Raw genomic sequence first — 15,200 nt, forward strand, 5'->3', positions numbered from 1 at the left:
TTCTCAGGTACTTCCCGGGTTCACCTTCTGGCAAGCCGACCCCCTACGCTGCTAAGCGCACCACTCTCGACTCGAAGGGAAGCCAACCGTGGCACACCGCGACTATCGCGAGCTGGCCGCGGTTTTCGTCGGCGGGGCGCTCGGCACCCTGGCCCGCGCGGGCCTGCAAGCCGTCGCCGTCCACGACCCGGAGCACTGGCCGTGGGCCACCTTCATCGTCAACATCGTCGGCGCGTTTCTGGTCGGCTATTTCACCACGCGACTGCTGGAGCGGCTGCCGCTGTCGAGCTACCGCCGCCCGCTGCTCGGCACCGGACTGTGCGGCGGGTTGACCACCTTCTCGACCATGCAGGTCGAAACCGTGACCATGATCCGGCACGGGCATTGGGCAACAGCCGCGGCCTACAGCACCAGCAGCATCGTGCTGGGCTTGCTGGCCGTCCACCTGGCCACCGTTCTGGTTCGCCGGGTGAGAGTGCGCCGATGACGACGATCTTGGTCTGGGCCGGCGTAGCGATCGTCGGCGGCTTCGGGTCGGTCATGCGCTTTGTGATCGACGGTGCGGTGGCCCGCCGGGCGGCGCGGGCCTTCCCGTTCGGGACGCTCGCGGTGAACGTCAGCGGCGCCGTGCTGCTGGGCTTCCTCGCGGGCCTGGTGTTGAGCAAGGACGCGGCGCTGCTGGCGGGGACGGCGTTCGTCGGCGCCTACACCACCTTTTCCACCTGGATGCTGGAAACCCAGCGCCTCGGCGAGGAGCGCCAGACGTGGACGGCGCTGGCCAACATCGTCGTCAGCGTCGCGCTCGGGATAGCCGCCGCGGCGCTCGGACAATGGCTCGCCCAGCGCTGATCAGGTGTCGCGAAGCTTCGGCACGTCACCGGGGTCGAGGGCCAACGCATACAAGGCCATTCGCCGGTTCGACATGTCGTGCTCGCCGAGGAACACGCAACCGGCGCGCTCGCAGAATCGCCGTGCCGTCTTGTTGCGGTAGTCGGGATCGAACATGATCCGCCGACACTGTGGATCCTGGCTGAGCACACTGGCCACGAAGTGGGGCAGCACATATCCGGCGATACCACGGTTCGCGAACTCTTCGTCGGCGATGGCGGCGTGGATTCCCAAGTCGTATGGGTCGGCTTCGTACCGGGTTGCGATGGAATCCTTTGCAGCCCTGTACAATTCGATGTAAGCGTGGTCCTCGCCATCTTGGCTGGCAAAAAACGGCCGCGAATAATTGCCGTCGAGTTGCGCGCGCAGGTGCCGACGCCAACGCTCGGCCGGCCAGGCGGATTCCCATGCCTCGGCGAGGGCGGGCCGGCTCATCCACTCGGCGACCATTTCGGCGTCGGCGTCGGGATCGGCGAGCCGGAAAGCGTACGGCGGGGGGACCTCCGCGACGCCCGGTGGCGGCGGCACGTTCCGCACCTCGTCGGTGATGTCGGTCAGTTCCCGCGGCAGGATCACTTCGGGTTCGCTCATGTCAACCGCCAGCCTACCGAGCCGCCCCCATCCACTTGTCGGCCAGCGCGGACACCCAGTCTTCGGCGGCCCGGGGGCGGTCCGGTGGGGCCTCCACCAGGACCAGTTCATCGACACCGCACTCGGCCAGGGCCCCGATATCGCCGACGCCGGGATTGCGCAGTGCCACTGACACATTCAGCCCAGCCCGGTCACGCCCGGACTCGGCACACAGCTGGTCGAGCCTGCTCGTCTTGTCGCGCACGGCGGCCGGCCCGTCCAGGTTGAACCCGTACCAGCCGTCGCCCCATGCGACCACGCGCCGCAGCGCGGCGTCGCTGTTGCCACCGACGACAATGGGGATGCGACGATCGCGCAGCGGCTTGGGGTTGACACGGATCGCGTCGAAGGCGACGAAATTCCCGTCGAACGAGGCGACGTCGTCGCGCCACACCGCGCGCATGGCGGCCACGTATTCGGCGGTGCGGGACCCGCGCCGCTCGAACGGCACCCCGAGCGCGGCGAATTCCTCCCTCGACCACCCGACGCCCACGCCGAGCGTCAGGCGCCCGCCGCTCAACCGATCCAGGCTCGCGGCCTGCTTGGCCACCACCACGGGGTTGTGCTCGGGGAGCAGGAGGACGCCAGTCGCGACGCCGATCCGGGAGGACGCGGCGGCCGCGAAGCTCAGCGCGATCATCGGATCGAGCCAATCGGCTTGCGCCGGAACGGCTATGACGCCGTCGTCGGAATACGGGTATCGGGACGCGGGTCGATCCACCATGACGACGTGTTCACCCGCCCAGAGCGTCGCGAAGCCGCAGTCATCCGCGGTCGACGCGACGGCGTCGATCACGGCCCGATCAGCACCGGCCCCAATTCCCAACGCGTGCAATCCGAGGCGCACGGCCGAATCGTCTCACGGCGATCAGCGGTTTTTGAGAAACTTCGCCAGCACCGCGGCATGACTCCCGTCGACTTCGCGGGTGGCCGTCACCAGGGTGACGACGCCGCGCCCCGCCAGCTTGCGCAGCTCCGCCAGCGCTGGGCTGTCGCGCAGTTCCTCGCGGTAGCGAGCCACGAACTGATCGAACTTTTCCGGGTCGTGGTGGTACCACTCACGAAGTTCCTTCGACGGCGCGACGTCCTTGCACCACGTGCCCACTCGCGGGTCGTCCTTGCGGAATCCCCGCGGCCAGATGCGGTCGACCAGCACGCGCTGCCCGTCGTCGGGGCCGGCGTCCTGGTACACCCGCGCCACGCGAATGCTCACACGACCAGCGTAATCAAGCCCGTCGGTGGAGTGTGTTATATTCGAACACATGTTCGATCAACATCAATCGGCGCTGATAGAGCGCATCGCCGAGCTGGAGAGGGTGAAGTCAGCGGCGGCGGCGGACCAGGCCCGGCTGGCGGTCGCGCTGGACACCGCGCGGCGCGCCGCCGAGGCGGCCGCCGGCGTCCCGGCGGCGCAGCGGGGGCGGGGCGTGGCCAGCGAGGTCGCGCTGGCGCGACGGGATTCGCCCGCCCGGGGTGGGCGGCACTTGGGCTTCGCCAAGGCGCTGGTGTACGAGATGCCGCACACGCTGTCCGCGCTGGACTGCGGGGCGCTCTCGGAGTGGCGCGCCACATTGATCGTGCGCGAGAGTGCCTGCCTGGACGTCGAGGACCGCCGGAAACTGGACGCCGAGATGTGCGCCGACCCCGCCGGGCTGGACGGGATGGGCGACAAGCGGGTGGCCGCGGCGGCCAAAGCGATCGCCTACCGGCTGGACCCGCACGCCGTCGTTGACCGGGCGGCCAAAGCCGAGAACGAACGTACGGTCACCATCCGGCCGGCGCCCGACACGATGACGTATGTGACCGCGTTATTGCCGGTCACCCAAGGGGTTTCGGTGTTCGCGGCGCTCAAGCGGGCCGCCGACACCACCTTCGACGACCGCTCCCGCGGGCAGGTCATGGCCGACACCCTCGTCGAACGGGTCACCGGCCGGGACGCGGCCGTGCCGACGCCCATCGCGGTCAATCTCGTGCTCACCGACGAAACGCTGCTGGGCGGTGCGGACGCGCCGGCCGACATCGCCAGCTACGGACCGATCCCGGCGGCCGTCGCGCGCGCGATGGTCACCGACGCGGTCAACGACCGGCGTTCCCGGGCGACGCTGCGCAGGCTCTACGCCCACCCGGCGGCCGGGGCGCTGGTCGCCATGGAGTCACGGGCACGGCTGTTTCCGCGCGGCCTGGCCCGCTTCATCGAGCTGCGAGACCAACAGTGCCGAACCCCCTATTGCGACGCGCCCATCCGCCACCGCGACCACGCCCAGCCCTGGGCCGACGGCGGGCCCACCACCGCGGACAACGGCATGGGCTGCTGCGAATGCTGCAACTACGCGAAGGAAGCCGCGGGCTGGCGGGTGCGCACGACGGTCGACGAAAATCACACCCACACAGCGGAGTTCACGACACCGACCGGCCACACCTACCGGTCGACCGCCCCGCCGCGGGCGCCCGCGATCACGGTCAGCGAGGTCGAACTACGAATCGGTGTCACGCTGGCTCGGCACGCCGCTTAGGCGCTCGACGTCGATGACCTCGCCGCGATTGATGCTGACCCAATCGCGTCCGTCGAGGTAGGGACGCAGGCTTCGGCCGATGAGTTCGAGATCGGCCTGCGCCTTGGGCCGCTGCAATTCGTAGACGTGCGGCAGCTCGGCCATGCCGGTCACGATGCTCCACAGCGTCAGGGCGGGCTGGCCGGTCGGCGGGTCCACCAGCACCGGACCGAACAGGCACTGACCCGACAAAAACAGCGTCGGCACACCGAATCCGCCGGCGTCGGTGACGCGCCGATGCTCCTCGCGAATCTCATCGTGGGTGGTCGGATCGGCCAGCGCCGCATCGAGCAACGCTGGGTCGACACCGATGTCGCCCAGCAGTTTTCGCGCCACCGCGGGATCGTGTGGCTTCCCGCCCAGGGTATGCAGCTCACGCCCGATCGCGGCGTACCACCGGTCCAGCAACGACATGTCCGTTCGGCGCAGCAGCGCCCCGATCCGCATCAGCGACCAGCCGTAGGACCACTCCCGTTCCCAGGGGTGCTTTTGGCCCTCCGACCGGTTGACCTCCTCCAGGCTGAAGAAGCGCCAGTTGACGGTGATGCCGAGCTGCTCGCGCACGTCGCGGATCCACAGCGAGGTCTGATAGGCGAACGGGCACATCGGGTCGAAGTGAAAATCCAGCACGTCGCTCATCGGAGGTGCTCCCCGGCTAGTAGTGGTAGGTGTCCGACGGCGCGGGCGAGTGCACCCGTTCTTCGTCGTCGAACTCGGACACCTCGATGCCATAAGAGCGGGCGAGCTCGAGGATCTTGGTCGCCCGCGCAATCCGCGGCAGGTCGGAGCCGTTACGGATCTCTCCCCCGTCGCGCTCGAACTCGGCGAAAAACTCCTTGGCCCAAGAGATCTCGTCCTGTGACGGCGACAGGCCCTCGTTGACCACCGCACACTGGTCCGGGGTCAGGCAGATCTTGCCCGTCATGCCGAACTCGACGGAAACCGCCGTGGCCTCGATGAGCTTCAACGCGTTGGAGCCGATCGTCGGCCCGTCGATGGCGCTCGGCAGGTTGGCCGCCTTGGCGGCGATCGTGAAGCGGGACCGGGCGTACGCCAGGGTGCTCGGGTCTTCCCCGAAACCGGTGTCACGGCGAAAATCGCCGATCCCGAACGCGAGCCGGAAGGTGCCCTTGGCCGCGGCGATCTCGGTGATGCGCTCCAGGCCGCGGGCGGTTTCGACGAGCGCCACGATCGGCACGTTGGGCAGCCGCTGGGCGGTCTCGGTGACGTGGTCCACCGACTCGACCATCGCCAGCATCACCCCACCGACCGGCGTGCCGGCCAGCGCCGCCAGATCGTCCGCCCACCACGGGGTGCCGAAGCCGTTGATCCGGACCCAGTCGGTGTTCTCGGGGCTGAGCCAGCGCACGACGTTCTCGCGCGCGGCCTGCTTGTCCTTGGGCGCGACCGCATCCTCGATGTCGAGGACGACGATGTCGGCGCGGGAATGCGCCGCGGCCTGGAACCGGTCGGCATGCGCGCCGTTGACCAACAGCCAACTGCGCGCGAGTACGGGATCGATGCGCCAGCCGATGTCGGAGGGATCCGGCGCCTGCTCGCCGACCTGTTCATACGTCTGATCTGTCGCCATCTTCATTCCGTGGGTGCTAGCTGGTGTTTTGTTAAACCGTAGCCGCATGTCGAACGGCCGGTCAGCCGGGCTTGTGCGACCGGCGCCAGAGCACCCGACCAACGGCCAGGGCGACGAACAGCACGACCGCGAAGAGCAGGGACTGCAGCACAAACACCGCGAAGTCGTTGACGTCGTAATAGTCGCCGTCGCCGACGCATTGGAAGCTCACGCTGGTGCCCGACTGGCCCGGCTTGTAGCTGTAGTGCGAGGTGTTGTACGCCATCTCATACCCGCCGCGGCACACGATGGGGCTCATCCACAGCGCGGTCGACGGGATGACCGCGGTCACCGCCGCCGCACCACCGACGCAGAGGCCGATCACCCCGCCCAGCATCGCGATGGCCGGCCCGATCCAACCGGCCCCGCCACGCTTGCGCGGCGCCGCCGCGTACGCCGTGTGCACACCCGGCTCCAGGAAAACGGGATCGGACGGGTCGCACCGCGAAAAGACCACCTGGCTCCCGACCTTGATGGTGCCGCCGGCCCGTAAACCCGCGCGGGCCAGGACGTCCCGATACTGCTGCTGGGACAAACCGGCGTCGACGACGGCGCGCGAGAGCGCCTCGCGGGCCGGCGCTAGCCCCGGCGCGAAAGGGTTACCGCGCTCCGCCTGCAGGGCCTGCGCCAACCGGCGCGCGTGCTCGTCGATGGCTCCCAGCTGCGCGGCGGAGACCGGCGGCGGCTGCTCGGCGGCCTGGTCCGGCCCCGCGGCCGCCTTGGCCTCGGCCAGCTGACGTTCCAGCTCGGCGATGCGCTTCTGCTGCGCGAGCTGCCGCTCCAGCTCGGCGATGCGCTGCTGGGACTCATCCATCAGCAAATGATCGCATTGGTTTCGACGCCGTCGCGCGGGGTAGCCCATGCCTTGCGACGCTGCGGACGTTGTCTCGCGTCGCGTGTCGCAAGGGCTAGAGGCGACTGGTCCCGACCTCGTTCTCGGTCATCCATCGGTCGAGACAACCAATCAAGGAGCAAACATGCGTAAGACCATTGCCGTCATTTCTGCCACCGGTGCACTGCTGTTCGGTGGCGCAGGCGTCGCCAACGCCGCCGTCGACAGCGCCCCGGCGTCGTCGCCGACGACAACGACGTTGGCGGACAACAACACCACCACTGACCAACACAACGACAACAACGGCTTGTGGGGGCTGCTCGGCCTGCTTGGTCTGGGCGGGCTCCTGGGACTGAAGCGCCGCAGGGACACCGACGCCGTCACCGGTATCGGCACCACCACGAACCCCGGGCGCGGCGTCTAGCCGTCCCGCGCCGAAGCCCCCGTCAGGCGCCGCGGCGTCTGACGGGGGCTCGCGTTTATGGGTTCTCCCACCGGGTATTTCTTCACTTCCCCTATCACTGGAGGTATCGGCGATGGCCGACATGCTTGTTCAATCACCGGAGGAGGTCGTCGCGTTCCTCAAAGCGCAGCACAACCTCATCGAGGACATGTTCGAGGAAGTGCTGCACGCTTCGGATCCCCAAGCGCGCGAACAGCCCTTCATAGATTTGCGCCAGCTGTTGGCCGTGCACGAAACGGCCGAGGAGATGGTGGTGCACCCCCGGGTGCGCCGCGAGGCCGATTCGGGCGACAGCATCGTCGACGCGCGGCTGCAGGAAGAGCACGAGGCCAAGGAACTGCTCTCGCAGATCGAGAAACTCGACATCACCTCGCAGCAGTTCATCGACGAGGTCACCAAGCTGCGCGACGCCGTGCTCGACCACGCCCGCCACGAGGAAGACGAGGAATTCCCCGTGCTGGAGCGCAAAGTCGACGACAACGATCTCAAGCGGATGGGGTCGGCGGTGCGAGCGGCCCAGGCCATCGCCCCCACGCGCCCGCACCCGGGCGTGGAGTCGGCGAAGCTGAATTTCGCGGTCGGGCCGTTCGCCTCGATGCTCGACCGCGCCCGCGATCTCATCCAGCAAGCCATCGGCTAGCGCCGGGCTTTCCGTAGTGTCGGTGGAGTGAGCGTCCTACCGGAGACCACCGTCGCCCTTGCCGACCGGTTCTTCCGCGAGCTGCCGCAGCTGGCCGTCCGCTGGCAGGCCGACGCGGCGCCGGAGGTGCGGCCGCTCGTGGTGAACGACGCCTTGGCCGCCGAGCTCGGCATCGACGCGGCCTGGCTGCGCAGCCCGGACGGGCTGCGCTTCCTGGTGGGCAACCTGGTGCCCGACGGGGCCGCTCCGGTGGCGCAGGCCTACGCCGGACACCAGTTCGGCGGCTACGTGCCGCGCCTGGGCGACGGGCGCGCGTTGCTGCTCGGCGAGCTCGTCGACGACCACGGGCGGCTGCGCGATATCCACCTGAAGGGGTCCGGACCCACGCCGTTCGCACGCGGCGGCGACGGCCTGGCCGCGGTGGGGCCGATGCTGCGCGAATACATTGTCAGCGAGGCCATGCACGCCCTGGGGGTGCCGACCACGCGATCGCTGGCGGTGGTCGCCACCGGGCGCCCGGTGCAGCGCGACACTCTGCTGCCCGGCGCCGTGCTCACCCGCGTGGCCAGCAGCCACCTGCGCGTCGGGAGCTTCCAATACGCCGCGTCGACTGCCGACCTCGACCTGCTGCGACGCCTGGCCGACCACGCGATCGCCCGCCACCATCCCGCCGCGGCGACGGCCGAGCGGCCCTACCTGGCGCTGTTCGAAGCGGTGGTCACGGTCCAGGCATCGCTGATCGCGCGCTGGATGCTGGTCGGGTTCGTGCACGGCGTGATGAACACCGACAACATGACGATCTCCGGGGAGACCATCGATTACGGCCCGTGCGCCTTCATGGAGGCTTACGACCCGGACACGGTGTTCAGCTCGATCGATTTCTGGGGGCGCTACGCCTACGGCAACCAGCCCGTCATCGCGGGATGGAACCTCGCCCGGTTCGCCGAGGCGCTGCTTCCCTTGCTCTCCGACGACGCCGAGCAGGCCGTCGCGCTGGCGGAGCAGGCGTTCGGGGCGTTCCGACCGACCTATGACGCCGTGTGGTCCTCCGGCATGCGCGCCAAGCTCGGTTTGCCCGACGACGTTGCGGCGCAACGGCTCACACCGTTGGCCGACGAGCTGCTCGCCCTGCTCAAGGAGCGCCACGTCGACTACACGTCCTTCTTCCGCCACCTCGCCCACGCCGCTCGTGGCGACGCCGAGCCCGCCCGCGGGCTCTTCACCGATCTGGCCGGCTTCGACGACTGGCTGTCACGGTGGCGGGCCCTGGGTCCCGACGGCGAGGCGATGGACCGCGCCAACCCGATCTACCTCCCGCGCAACCACCTCGTCGAGGAGGCCCTGAACGCGGCGACGGCCGGCGATCTCGATCCGCTGATGCGGCTCCTCGACGCCGTCACCGCCCCGTATCACGAGCGGCCGGGCCTGCAGCGCTACGCCGAACCCGCGCCCGAAGATTTCGGAAAATACCAAACGTTCTGCGGCACTTAAGGTTCCGCTATTGCGCGACGGCGCGGCTCTCGTAGGCGGCCGTCAGCCAGAACACGGCGCGCTCGACGCCGGGGACGATCTCGGTGACCTCGATTTCGCCCTGGGCAAAGCGCCCGAGAAAACCGAAGATCACACCCGTCAGGATCAGTTCGAGATCGTTTGCATAGCCCGAATCAACCTGGGCAAGGATGGATTTGGCGATCGGAACCACGGCGTCCGCGCCCCGCTGAATCAACCTTTCGCCGCCCGGCCCCGACCGTGCCCGAAAGTACGACCGGAGCATGGTGGGATGCCGCTCCCACGGCTCGAAGATCGTCCGGAATACCTGCATCAGCTCCGAGTAGAGCGATTCGCCGCTCGCGACCGCGGCCGGTGACGGCAGGTTCGCGTAGCGGTTCGCGTCCATCCACCATTCGAGCGCGGCGACGATGAGCTCATCGCGGGTGGCGTACCGCTTGTAGATCGTCGCCAGCGATACCCGCGCCCGCTTGGCCACTTCGCGGAGCTGCACGGCCTCGTAGCCCCGCGTGTCCAACAGCTCGACCACGATCTCGATGATCGGATCCGGCGGGAGGCCCCCTTCTGCAACCACGGTAACCATGTTACTCTACCGTTTCGAGTAACGAGGTTACCGAAGGGCAGAACAATGGGTCAACTGGACGGCAGGGTCGCCTTCATCAGCGGCGTCGCGCGCGGTCAGGGGCGCAGTCACGCGATCCGCCTGGCCCGCGACGGGGCCAACATCGTCGGCATCGACATCTGCGCCGACATCCCCGCGAACGGTTATCCGATGGCCTGCCGCGACGAGTTGGACGAGACGGTGGCGCTTGTGGAGGCCGAGGGCGCCAACATGCTCGGCCTGGTGGCCGACGTCCGCGACTTCCATCAGGTCAAGTCGGCCGTGGACGCCGGTGTCGAGCAGTTCGGCCGCCTCGACATCGTGCTGGCCAACGCGGGCATCGCTCCGGTGGCGTTTCGCGCGCTGACGATCGAGGAGGAACTCGAGCAGTGGAGGGCGGCGACCGCGGTCAACCTGGACGGCGCGTATCACACCGCCTGGGCGGCCATCCCGCATCTGCTCGCCGGGAACCGCGGCGGCGCGATCGTCTTCACCAGCTCGACGGCCGGGCTGCGGGGGTTTGGCGGTCTGCAGGGCGGGGGGCTGGGCTACGCGGCGTCCAAGCACGGCATCGTCGGGCTGATGCGCACACTCGCCAACGCCCTTGCGCCGATGAACATTCGGGTCAACACCGTGCACCCGACGGCGGTCAACACCATGATGGCCGTCAATCCCGCCATGACCGAATTCCTGGAGAACTATCCCGAGGGCGGCCCGCATCTGCAGAATCCGATGCCCGTCGGCCTCCTGGAGCCCGAGGACATCAGCGCCGCGATTTCCTACCTGGTCTCCGACGCGGCCAAGTACGTCACCGGGGTGACGTTTCCCGTCGACGCCGGCTTCTGCAACAAGCTATGAGCGCCGCGACGGGCCGAGTCGGCGGCAAGCGGGTGCTGGTCACCGGCGCCGCGCGGGGCATGGGCCGCAGCCACGCCGTGCGCCTGGCCGAGGAGGGCGCCGACCTCATCCTGGTCGACATCTGTGCCTCGTTGCCGGAGATCGAGTATCCCCTCTCGTCGCGCGCGGACCTCGAGGAGACGGCGCGACTGGTCGAAAAACATGACCGCCGCGCGATCACCCACGTCGTCGACGTCCGCGACGCCGCGGCGCTGGCGTCGGCCGTCGCGCAGGGCGTTGCCGAACTGGGCGGCCTCGACGCCGCCGTGGCCAACGCCGGCGTGCTGACCGTGGGCACCTGGGACACCACCACGCCGGAGCAGTGGCGCACCGTGGTGGACATCAACCTGATCGGCGCGTGGAACACCTGCGCCGCCGCGCTCCCCCATCTGGTGCACGAGGGCGGCAGCCTGGTCCTCATCAGCTCCTCCGCCGGCCTGAAGGGCACCCCGCTGCACCTGCCCTACACGGCGTCCAAGCACGCCGTCGTCGGGCTCAGCCGCGCGTTGGCCAACGAGCTTGCCGCACAGAACGTTCGCGTCAACACCGTGCACCCCACCGGCGTGGAGACGGGAATGCGCCCGGAGTCTTTGCAGGGTCTGCTGGCCGAGGGACGGCCCGACCTGATCCCGATCTTCCTCAACGCCCTGCCCACCCTCATGGCCGAACCGATCGACATCAGCAACGCGGTGCTGTTCCTGGTGTCCGACGAGTCCCGATTCGTCACCGGGCTCGAGCTCAAGGTGGACGCCGGCGTCACCCTGCGGTGACCGGCCGCCAGAACCCAACGCAGAGAGCGGATTCGATGATGGAACGCACCGAACGCGGCAGGCGCCTGTTCACGGAGGTGATGACGGCGCCGCCGCCCGACGATCCCAGCCCCACGACGGCCAGCGGCCTGATCGAGTTCGTCTTCGCCGAAATCTGGTCGCGACGGATCCTGAGCAGACGAGACCGGCGCTTCGTCACGCTGCCCTGCGTCGCGGCCGCCGACGCCGAGGGGCCGCTGCAGGATCACGTGTACGCGGCGCTCAACAGCGGCGACCTGAGCATCACCGAGATGCGGGAAACCGTCCTGCATTTCGCGGTGTACGGCGGGTGGCCCAAGGCCTCCCGGTTCAACATGGCGGTCGACGCGCAGTGGGAACGCATCCACCGCGAGCGGGGCCACGACGTGCCGGCACCCGAGCCGCTGCTCCCCCTGGCCACGCCGAGCGATCCGGAGAGTCGGCTGGCCACCGGGGAGCAATGCTTCAAGGCGGTCAATTGCATTCCCTTCGCGCCGATCCGGGACAACCCCTACTCCGGCGCGGGCATTTTGAACTTCGTGTTCGGCGAGATGTGGCTGCGGCCCGGGCTGGGGATGAAGGAGCGGCGGCTGGTGACGGTGGCCTGCGTGGCCATCCAGGGCGCGCCGATCCCGATCCTGAGCCACGTCTACGCCGCGCTCAAGAGCCGTGACGTCTCCTTCGACGAGATGGACGAGCTGGCGTTGCATTTCGCCGCGTACTACGGCTGGCCGAAGGCCGCCCACCTGGCCCAGGTGATCGGCGAACAGCAGCGGCGCGTCTCGGCCGAATGGCGCACGGAGGCCACCACGGCATGAACCTGTCCGGAGGGCTGCTGATCGCCGGCGACCGCATCACCCGGTCGTCCGGCGGAACCCACGACCACATCTATCCCGCCACCGGCCAACCGAATGCCAGCGTGCCGCTGGCCGGTGCCGCCGAGATCAACGAGGCGGTCGCCACCGCGTGGAACGCCCACCGCGAATGGATGTCGCACACCGCCGACCGCCGCCGCGATCTGTTGATCGATCTCGCCGACGCGGTTCACGACAACCTCGACGAGCTGGCGCGGCTCAACGTGCACGACTACGCCGTCCCGATCTCGTTCGCCCACAACGGGATTCTCCTCGAACGATTTCTGCGTCACTTCGCCGGCTACGTCGACAAGCCGCACGGCATCAGCACGCCGGTGGCCGAATCGTTCGACGTCAACCTGGTGGAGCGCGAGCCGTACGGCGTCGTCGGCGTCATCACGCCGTGGAACGGCGCGCTGGTGGTGATCGGATCCTGCGTCGTCCCGGCGCTGGCCGCGGGCAACGCCGTCGTGCTGAAACCCTCGGAGGTGGCACCGTTTGCCGCCCTGCGGTTCGGCGAGTTGTGCACCGCCGTCGGGCTGCCGCCCGGCCTGGTCAACGTGGTGCCGGCGGGGCCGGAGGGCGGCAACGCGCTCGTCCGCCACCCGGGCGTCCGCAAGATCCACTTCACCGGAGGCGGGGCGACCGCCCGCAACGTCCTGCGGGCCGCGGCGGCCAACCTGACGCCGGTGGTCACCGAGCTCGGCGGCAAGTCGGCGAGCATCGTTTTCGACGACGCCGACCTCGACGCCGCGGCGATGCTGGCGGCGCACCAGGGCCCACTGATCCAATCGGGGCAGAGCTGCGCCTGCGCGAGCCGGGTCCTGGTCCATGAATCCGTCTACGACGCGTTCACGCAGAGGTTCCTCGCGGTGGTCGAGGGCGCGACGGTCGGTGACCCCTTCGACCCCGGCGTCGTGTTCGGGCCCGTGATCAGCCAGGCCGCTGCGGACCGCATCGTCGCCGAGATCGAGGAGGCGGCCGACAGTAAGTCCGGCGAATTGCTCACCGGCGGACGAAGATTGGGCGGCGAGCTGGCCGCGGGTTACTACATCGAGCCGACCGTGTTCGGCGGGGTTGACAACAACTCCAGCCTGGCCCAGACGGAGACCTTCGGGCCGGTCGTGTCCCTGATGAAGTTCGGCAGCGAAGCCGAGGCGGTGCGCATCGCCAACGACACGCCCTACGGCCTGAACGCCTTCGTGCAGACGCGCGACCTCACCCGCGCCCATCGGATGGCACGCCGGCTCGAGGCGGGATCGGTCTGGATCAACACGTTCAGCGACATCTCGCCGCAGGGCCCCTACGGCGGTTTTAAGCAGAGCGGCTTCGGCCGCACCGGCGGCCTCGAGGGCCTCTACGAATTCCTGCAAGTCAAGAACATCCGTATCGGCATGGGCTGAAGCGTTTACAGTTCCAGGGTGACCAGAAGCGTCGCCGTGATCGGCGCGGGCCCGGGTGGGCTGGCCACGGCGCGCTGGCTCCTGGCGCAGGGCTTCGAGCCGACGATCTTCGAGAAGGCGCCGATGCTGGGCGGGCAGTGGACGGGCCTGCCCGGGCTGAGCGGCGTATGGCCGGGCATGCACACGAACAGCAGTCGCGTCCTGACCGCCTTCGGCGACCTCGAGCCCGAGACCGACCTCGTCTACCCGCCCAACCGCGAAATCCTCGGCTACCTGCATCGCTACGCCGACAAGTTCGGCCTCACCCCCCGCATCCGGCTCGACACGCGGGTCGACCTGATCGGACGTCACAGCGCGGGGTGGATCGTCCGTCACGGCGGCGCCGACGAGGTCTTCGCGCGGGTGGTGGTCGCAACGGGCAGGTTCCACACGCCCGCCATCCCCGCGGTGCCAGGTCTCGAGACGTTCGCCGGGGCCGCCGGGGCCATCGCGAGCTACCAGTACCGCGACCCCGCGCCGTACCGCGACAAACGCGTTCTGGTGGCCGGCTGCGCGATCAGCGCCCTGGAGATCGCCGCGGACCTGGCGCACCTGGGCGCGGCGCGGGTGGTGGTGACCCAGCGGCGGCAAAGGTATGTCCTGCCGAAGTTCGCCGCTGGCGTGCCCTCAGATAGCCGGATCTACACGCGATACGGCGCCCTGGCGAGCGAGCGCCTTCCGGCGGCCGAGATCGACCGTCAGCTGAGGGAGATCGTCGTCGAGGCGGCGGGAAGCCCCGAGCAGTACGGGGCGCCGCCGCCCGACCCGTCGCTCTTGGCGGCCGGCGTGACGCTCAATCAGCATTACCTGCCGCTCGTCGCCGAGGGGCGGATCACAATGCGGCCGTGGATGAAGGCCATCGCGGGCACGCGCGTCACCTTCGCCGACGGGAATGCCGAGGACTTCGACGGGATCGTGTTCGGCACCGGGTTCACCTTGTCCCTGCCCTTCTTGAGCGAGGAGGTCCGCGCCATCCTCGACCTCGACACGGTGCATATGGACGCCGACCGCTACACGTTCCACCCCGATCTGCCCGGCATGGCCTTCGTCGGCATGTGGGACCAGTCGGGCGGATACTTTGTGCCGCTGGAACTTCAAGCCCGGTGGATCGCGTACGCGTGGGGCGGCGCCATCCCGGCCACCGCCGAGGACGACCAGCGCAGATCGATCGGTGCATATCGCGCGCGGCGAGGGTTACCGCAGAAAACCCAAATGAACCTCGCGGCAACCACTTTTGCCCGAGCCGCCGGGGTGGAGCCACATCTGGACGACTGGCCGCGGCTGCGGCGGGCCCTGCTGTTCGGTCCGCTGGCACCCAGTTGTTTTCGCCTCGACGGCCCGGACGCGTTGGCCGCCGCGCCAACTCGATTCGCGCGCGACGCCGCAGCCTTCGGTGCGATCACGTCGAACGAGCTGACCGGGCGCGAAGCGAAGTACTGGTCGCTGGTCGAAACCGCGGTGAGCTGACGGCGCG

18 protein-coding genes are annotated in these 15,200 nt (G+C 68.9%); 11 read left to right on the forward strand and 7 right to left on the reverse strand.

The features are described 5' to 3' along the window. Positions 1-88: 88 nt before the first annotated feature. Positions 89-487 carry a fluoride efflux transporter CrcB gene (gene crcB / locus A5673_RS26115; protein WP_068239322.1) on the forward strand — a complete coding sequence of 133 codons (399 nt, stop codon included), beginning with the start codon at positions 89-91 and terminating at the stop codon, positions 485-487. Next, entirely contained in the window at positions 484-849 is a 366-nt protein-coding gene (gene crcB, locus A5673_RS26120; RefSeq protein WP_068239325.1) for a fluoride efflux transporter CrcB, read from the forward strand. The genes crcB (A5673_RS26115) and crcB (A5673_RS26120) overlap by 4 nt, the downstream gene beginning before the upstream one ends. Here crcB (A5673_RS26120) and A5673_RS26125 read toward each other — a convergent pair whose 3' ends face one another. The 3 genes from A5673_RS26125 to A5673_RS26135 are packed head-to-tail and all read right to left on the reverse strand — an operon-like array spanning position 850 to position 2,782. Further along, positions 850-1,479, reverse strand: a complete 630-nt coding sequence (locus A5673_RS26125; RefSeq protein ID WP_068239328.1) for a GNAT family N-acetyltransferase — start codon at positions 1,477-1,479, stop codon at positions 850-852. Between the two features lie 13 nt (positions 1,480-1,492). Further along, positions 1,493-2,365 (reverse strand): LLM class F420-dependent oxidoreductase, encoded by an 873-nt coding sequence (locus A5673_RS26130; RefSeq protein ID WP_068239331.1) that lies wholly within the window; start codon positions 2,363-2,365, stop codon positions 1,493-1,495. Between the two features lie 21 nt (positions 2,366-2,386). Continuing rightward, a complete protein-coding gene (locus A5673_RS26135) occupies positions 2,387-2,782 on the reverse strand; it encodes a DUF488 domain-containing protein (protein ID WP_068239334.1) in 396 nt (131 codons plus the stop codon). Here A5673_RS26135 and A5673_RS26140 point away from each other — a divergent pair. Next, positions 2,781-4,031, forward strand: coding sequence for an HNH endonuclease signature motif containing protein (locus A5673_RS26140; RefSeq protein WP_068239338.1), 1,251 nt, complete (start codon positions 2,781-2,783; stop codon positions 4,029-4,031). The genes A5673_RS26135 and A5673_RS26140 overlap by 2 nt on opposite strands. Here A5673_RS26140 and A5673_RS26145 read toward each other — a convergent pair. The 3 genes from A5673_RS26145 to A5673_RS26155 all read right to left on the reverse strand — a co-directional run bounded on the left by A5673_RS26145 (position 3,993) and on the right by A5673_RS26155 (position 6,514). Beyond that, a complete protein-coding gene (locus tag A5673_RS26145; RefSeq protein WP_068239341.1) occupies positions 3,993-4,709 on the reverse strand; it encodes a DsbA family protein in 717 nt (238 codons plus the stop codon). The two genes, A5673_RS26140 and A5673_RS26145, sit on opposite strands and share 39 nt — an antisense overlap. 16 nt (positions 4,710-4,725) lie before the next feature. Next, positions 4,726-5,661, reverse strand: a complete 936-nt coding sequence (locus A5673_RS26150; protein ID WP_068239413.1) for a CoA ester lyase — start codon at positions 5,659-5,661, stop codon at positions 4,726-4,728. Between the two features lie 61 nt (positions 5,662-5,722). Further along, positions 5,723-6,514: a hypothetical protein gene (locus A5673_RS26155; RefSeq protein ID WP_068239344.1), complete on the reverse strand. Its 792-nt coding sequence runs from the start codon at positions 6,512-6,514 to the stop codon at positions 5,723-5,725. Positions 6,515-6,677: 163 nt separating this feature from the next. Between A5673_RS26155 and A5673_RS26160 the strand changes: the two genes are divergently transcribed. The 3 genes from A5673_RS26160 to A5673_RS26170 all read left to right on the forward strand — a co-directional run bounded on the left by A5673_RS26160 (position 6,678) and on the right by A5673_RS26170 (position 9,126). Next, positions 6,678-6,956, forward strand: a complete 279-nt coding sequence (locus A5673_RS26160; RefSeq protein ID WP_068239347.1) for a WGxxGxxG family protein — start codon at positions 6,678-6,680, stop codon at positions 6,954-6,956. 112 nt (positions 6,957-7,068) lie between these two features. After that, on the forward strand, positions 7,069-7,635 hold the full coding sequence (locus A5673_RS26165; RefSeq protein ID WP_068239350.1) for a hemerythrin domain-containing protein: 567 nt from the start codon (positions 7,069-7,071) through the stop codon (positions 7,633-7,635). Between the two features lie 27 nt (positions 7,636-7,662). Continuing rightward, positions 7,663-9,126, forward strand: a complete 1,464-nt coding sequence (locus A5673_RS26170; RefSeq protein WP_068239353.1) for a YdiU family protein — start codon at positions 7,663-7,665, stop codon at positions 9,124-9,126. A gap of 7 nt (positions 9,127-9,133) precedes the next feature. Here the strand turns inward: A5673_RS26170 and A5673_RS26175 are convergent, their stop codons facing one another. Then, positions 9,134-9,727 carry a TetR family transcriptional regulator gene (locus A5673_RS26175; RefSeq protein ID WP_068239356.1) on the reverse strand — a complete coding sequence of 198 codons (594 nt, stop codon included), beginning with the start codon at positions 9,725-9,727 and terminating at the stop codon, positions 9,134-9,136. Between the two features lie 45 nt (positions 9,728-9,772). Between A5673_RS26175 and A5673_RS26180 the strand changes: the two genes are divergently transcribed. Genes A5673_RS26180 through A5673_RS26200 form a run of 5 tightly spaced genes read left to right on the forward strand, consistent with a single transcriptional unit; the run spans position 9,773 to position 15,193 of the window. After that, positions 9,773-10,603, forward strand: coding sequence for a mycofactocin-coupled SDR family oxidoreductase (locus A5673_RS26180; RefSeq protein WP_068239359.1), 831 nt, complete (start codon positions 9,773-9,775; stop codon positions 10,601-10,603). After that, on the forward strand, positions 10,600-11,412 hold the full coding sequence (locus A5673_RS26185) for a mycofactocin-coupled SDR family oxidoreductase (RefSeq protein ID WP_068239363.1): 813 nt from the start codon (positions 10,600-10,602) through the stop codon (positions 11,410-11,412). Before A5673_RS26180 ends, A5673_RS26185 begins: the two co-directional genes overlap by 4 nt. Positions 11,413-11,450: 38 nt before the next feature. Further along, the gene (locus A5673_RS26190) at positions 11,451-12,248 is read left to right on the forward strand and encodes a carboxymuconolactone decarboxylase family protein (protein WP_068239366.1); all 798 of its coding nucleotides are present in this window, start codon (positions 11,451-11,453) and stop codon (positions 12,246-12,248) included. Further along, positions 12,245-13,687 carry an aldehyde dehydrogenase gene (locus A5673_RS26195; protein ID WP_068239416.1) on the forward strand — a complete coding sequence of 481 codons (1,443 nt, stop codon included), beginning with the start codon at positions 12,245-12,247 and terminating at the stop codon, positions 13,685-13,687. The genes A5673_RS26190 and A5673_RS26195 overlap by 4 nt, the downstream gene beginning before the upstream one ends. Before the next feature lie 18 nt (positions 13,688-13,705). Then, a complete protein-coding gene (locus A5673_RS26200) occupies positions 13,706-15,193 on the forward strand; it encodes an NAD(P)/FAD-dependent oxidoreductase (protein ID WP_068239369.1) in 1,488 nt (495 codons plus the stop codon). Positions 15,194-15,200: the final 7 nt, after the last annotated feature.

Source organism: Mycobacterium sp. E3198 (genome assembly GCF_001667015.1).
GTDB lineage: Bacteria > Actinomycetota > Actinomycetes > Mycobacteriales > Mycobacteriaceae > Mycobacterium.

Coding starts and splice junctions, on each gene's coding strand:
- A5673_RS26190 (WP_068239366.1), top strand. CDS start 11,451: ATGGAACGCACCGAACGCGGCAGGCGCCTGTTCACGGAGGTGATGACG.
- A5673_RS26195 (WP_068239416.1), top strand. CDS start 12,245: ATGAACCTGTCCGGAGGGCTGCTGATCGCCGGCGACCGCATCACCCGG.
- A5673_RS26165 (WP_068239350.1), top strand. CDS start 7,069: ATGGCCGACATGCTTGTTCAATCACCGGAGGAGGTCGTCGCGTTCCTC.
- A5673_RS26140 (WP_068239338.1), top strand. CDS start 2,781: ATGTTCGATCAACATCAATCGGCGCTGATAGAGCGCATCGCCGAGCTG.
- A5673_RS26145 (WP_068239341.1), bottom strand. CDS start 4,709: ATGAGCGACGTGCTGGATTTTCACTTCGACCCGATGTGCCCGTTCGCC.
- A5673_RS26150 (WP_068239413.1), bottom strand. CDS start 5,661: ATGGCGACAGATCAGACGTATGAACAGGTCGGCGAGCAGGCGCCGGAT.
- A5673_RS26175 (WP_068239356.1), bottom strand. CDS start 9,727: ATGGTTACCGTGGTTGCAGAAGGGGGCCTCCCGCCGGATCCGATCATC.
- A5673_RS26160 (WP_068239347.1), top strand. CDS start 6,678: ATGCGTAAGACCATTGCCGTCATTTCTGCCACCGGTGCACTGCTGTTC.
- A5673_RS26155 (WP_068239344.1), bottom strand. CDS start 6,514: ATGGATGAGTCCCAGCAGCGCATCGCCGAGCTGGAGCGGCAGCTCGCG.
- A5673_RS26185 (WP_068239363.1), top strand. CDS start 10,600: ATGAGCGCCGCGACGGGCCGAGTCGGCGGCAAGCGGGTGCTGGTCACC.
- A5673_RS26125 (WP_068239328.1), bottom strand. CDS start 1,479: ATGAGCGAACCCGAAGTGATCCTGCCGCGGGAACTGACCGACATCACC.
- A5673_RS26180 (WP_068239359.1), top strand. CDS start 9,773: ATGGGTCAACTGGACGGCAGGGTCGCCTTCATCAGCGGCGTCGCGCGC.
- crcB (WP_068239325.1), top strand. CDS start 484: ATGACGACGATCTTGGTCTGGGCCGGCGTAGCGATCGTCGGCGGCTTC.
- A5673_RS26135 (WP_068239334.1), bottom strand. CDS start 2,782: ATGTGTTCGAATATAACACACTCCACCGACGGGCTTGATTACGCTGGT.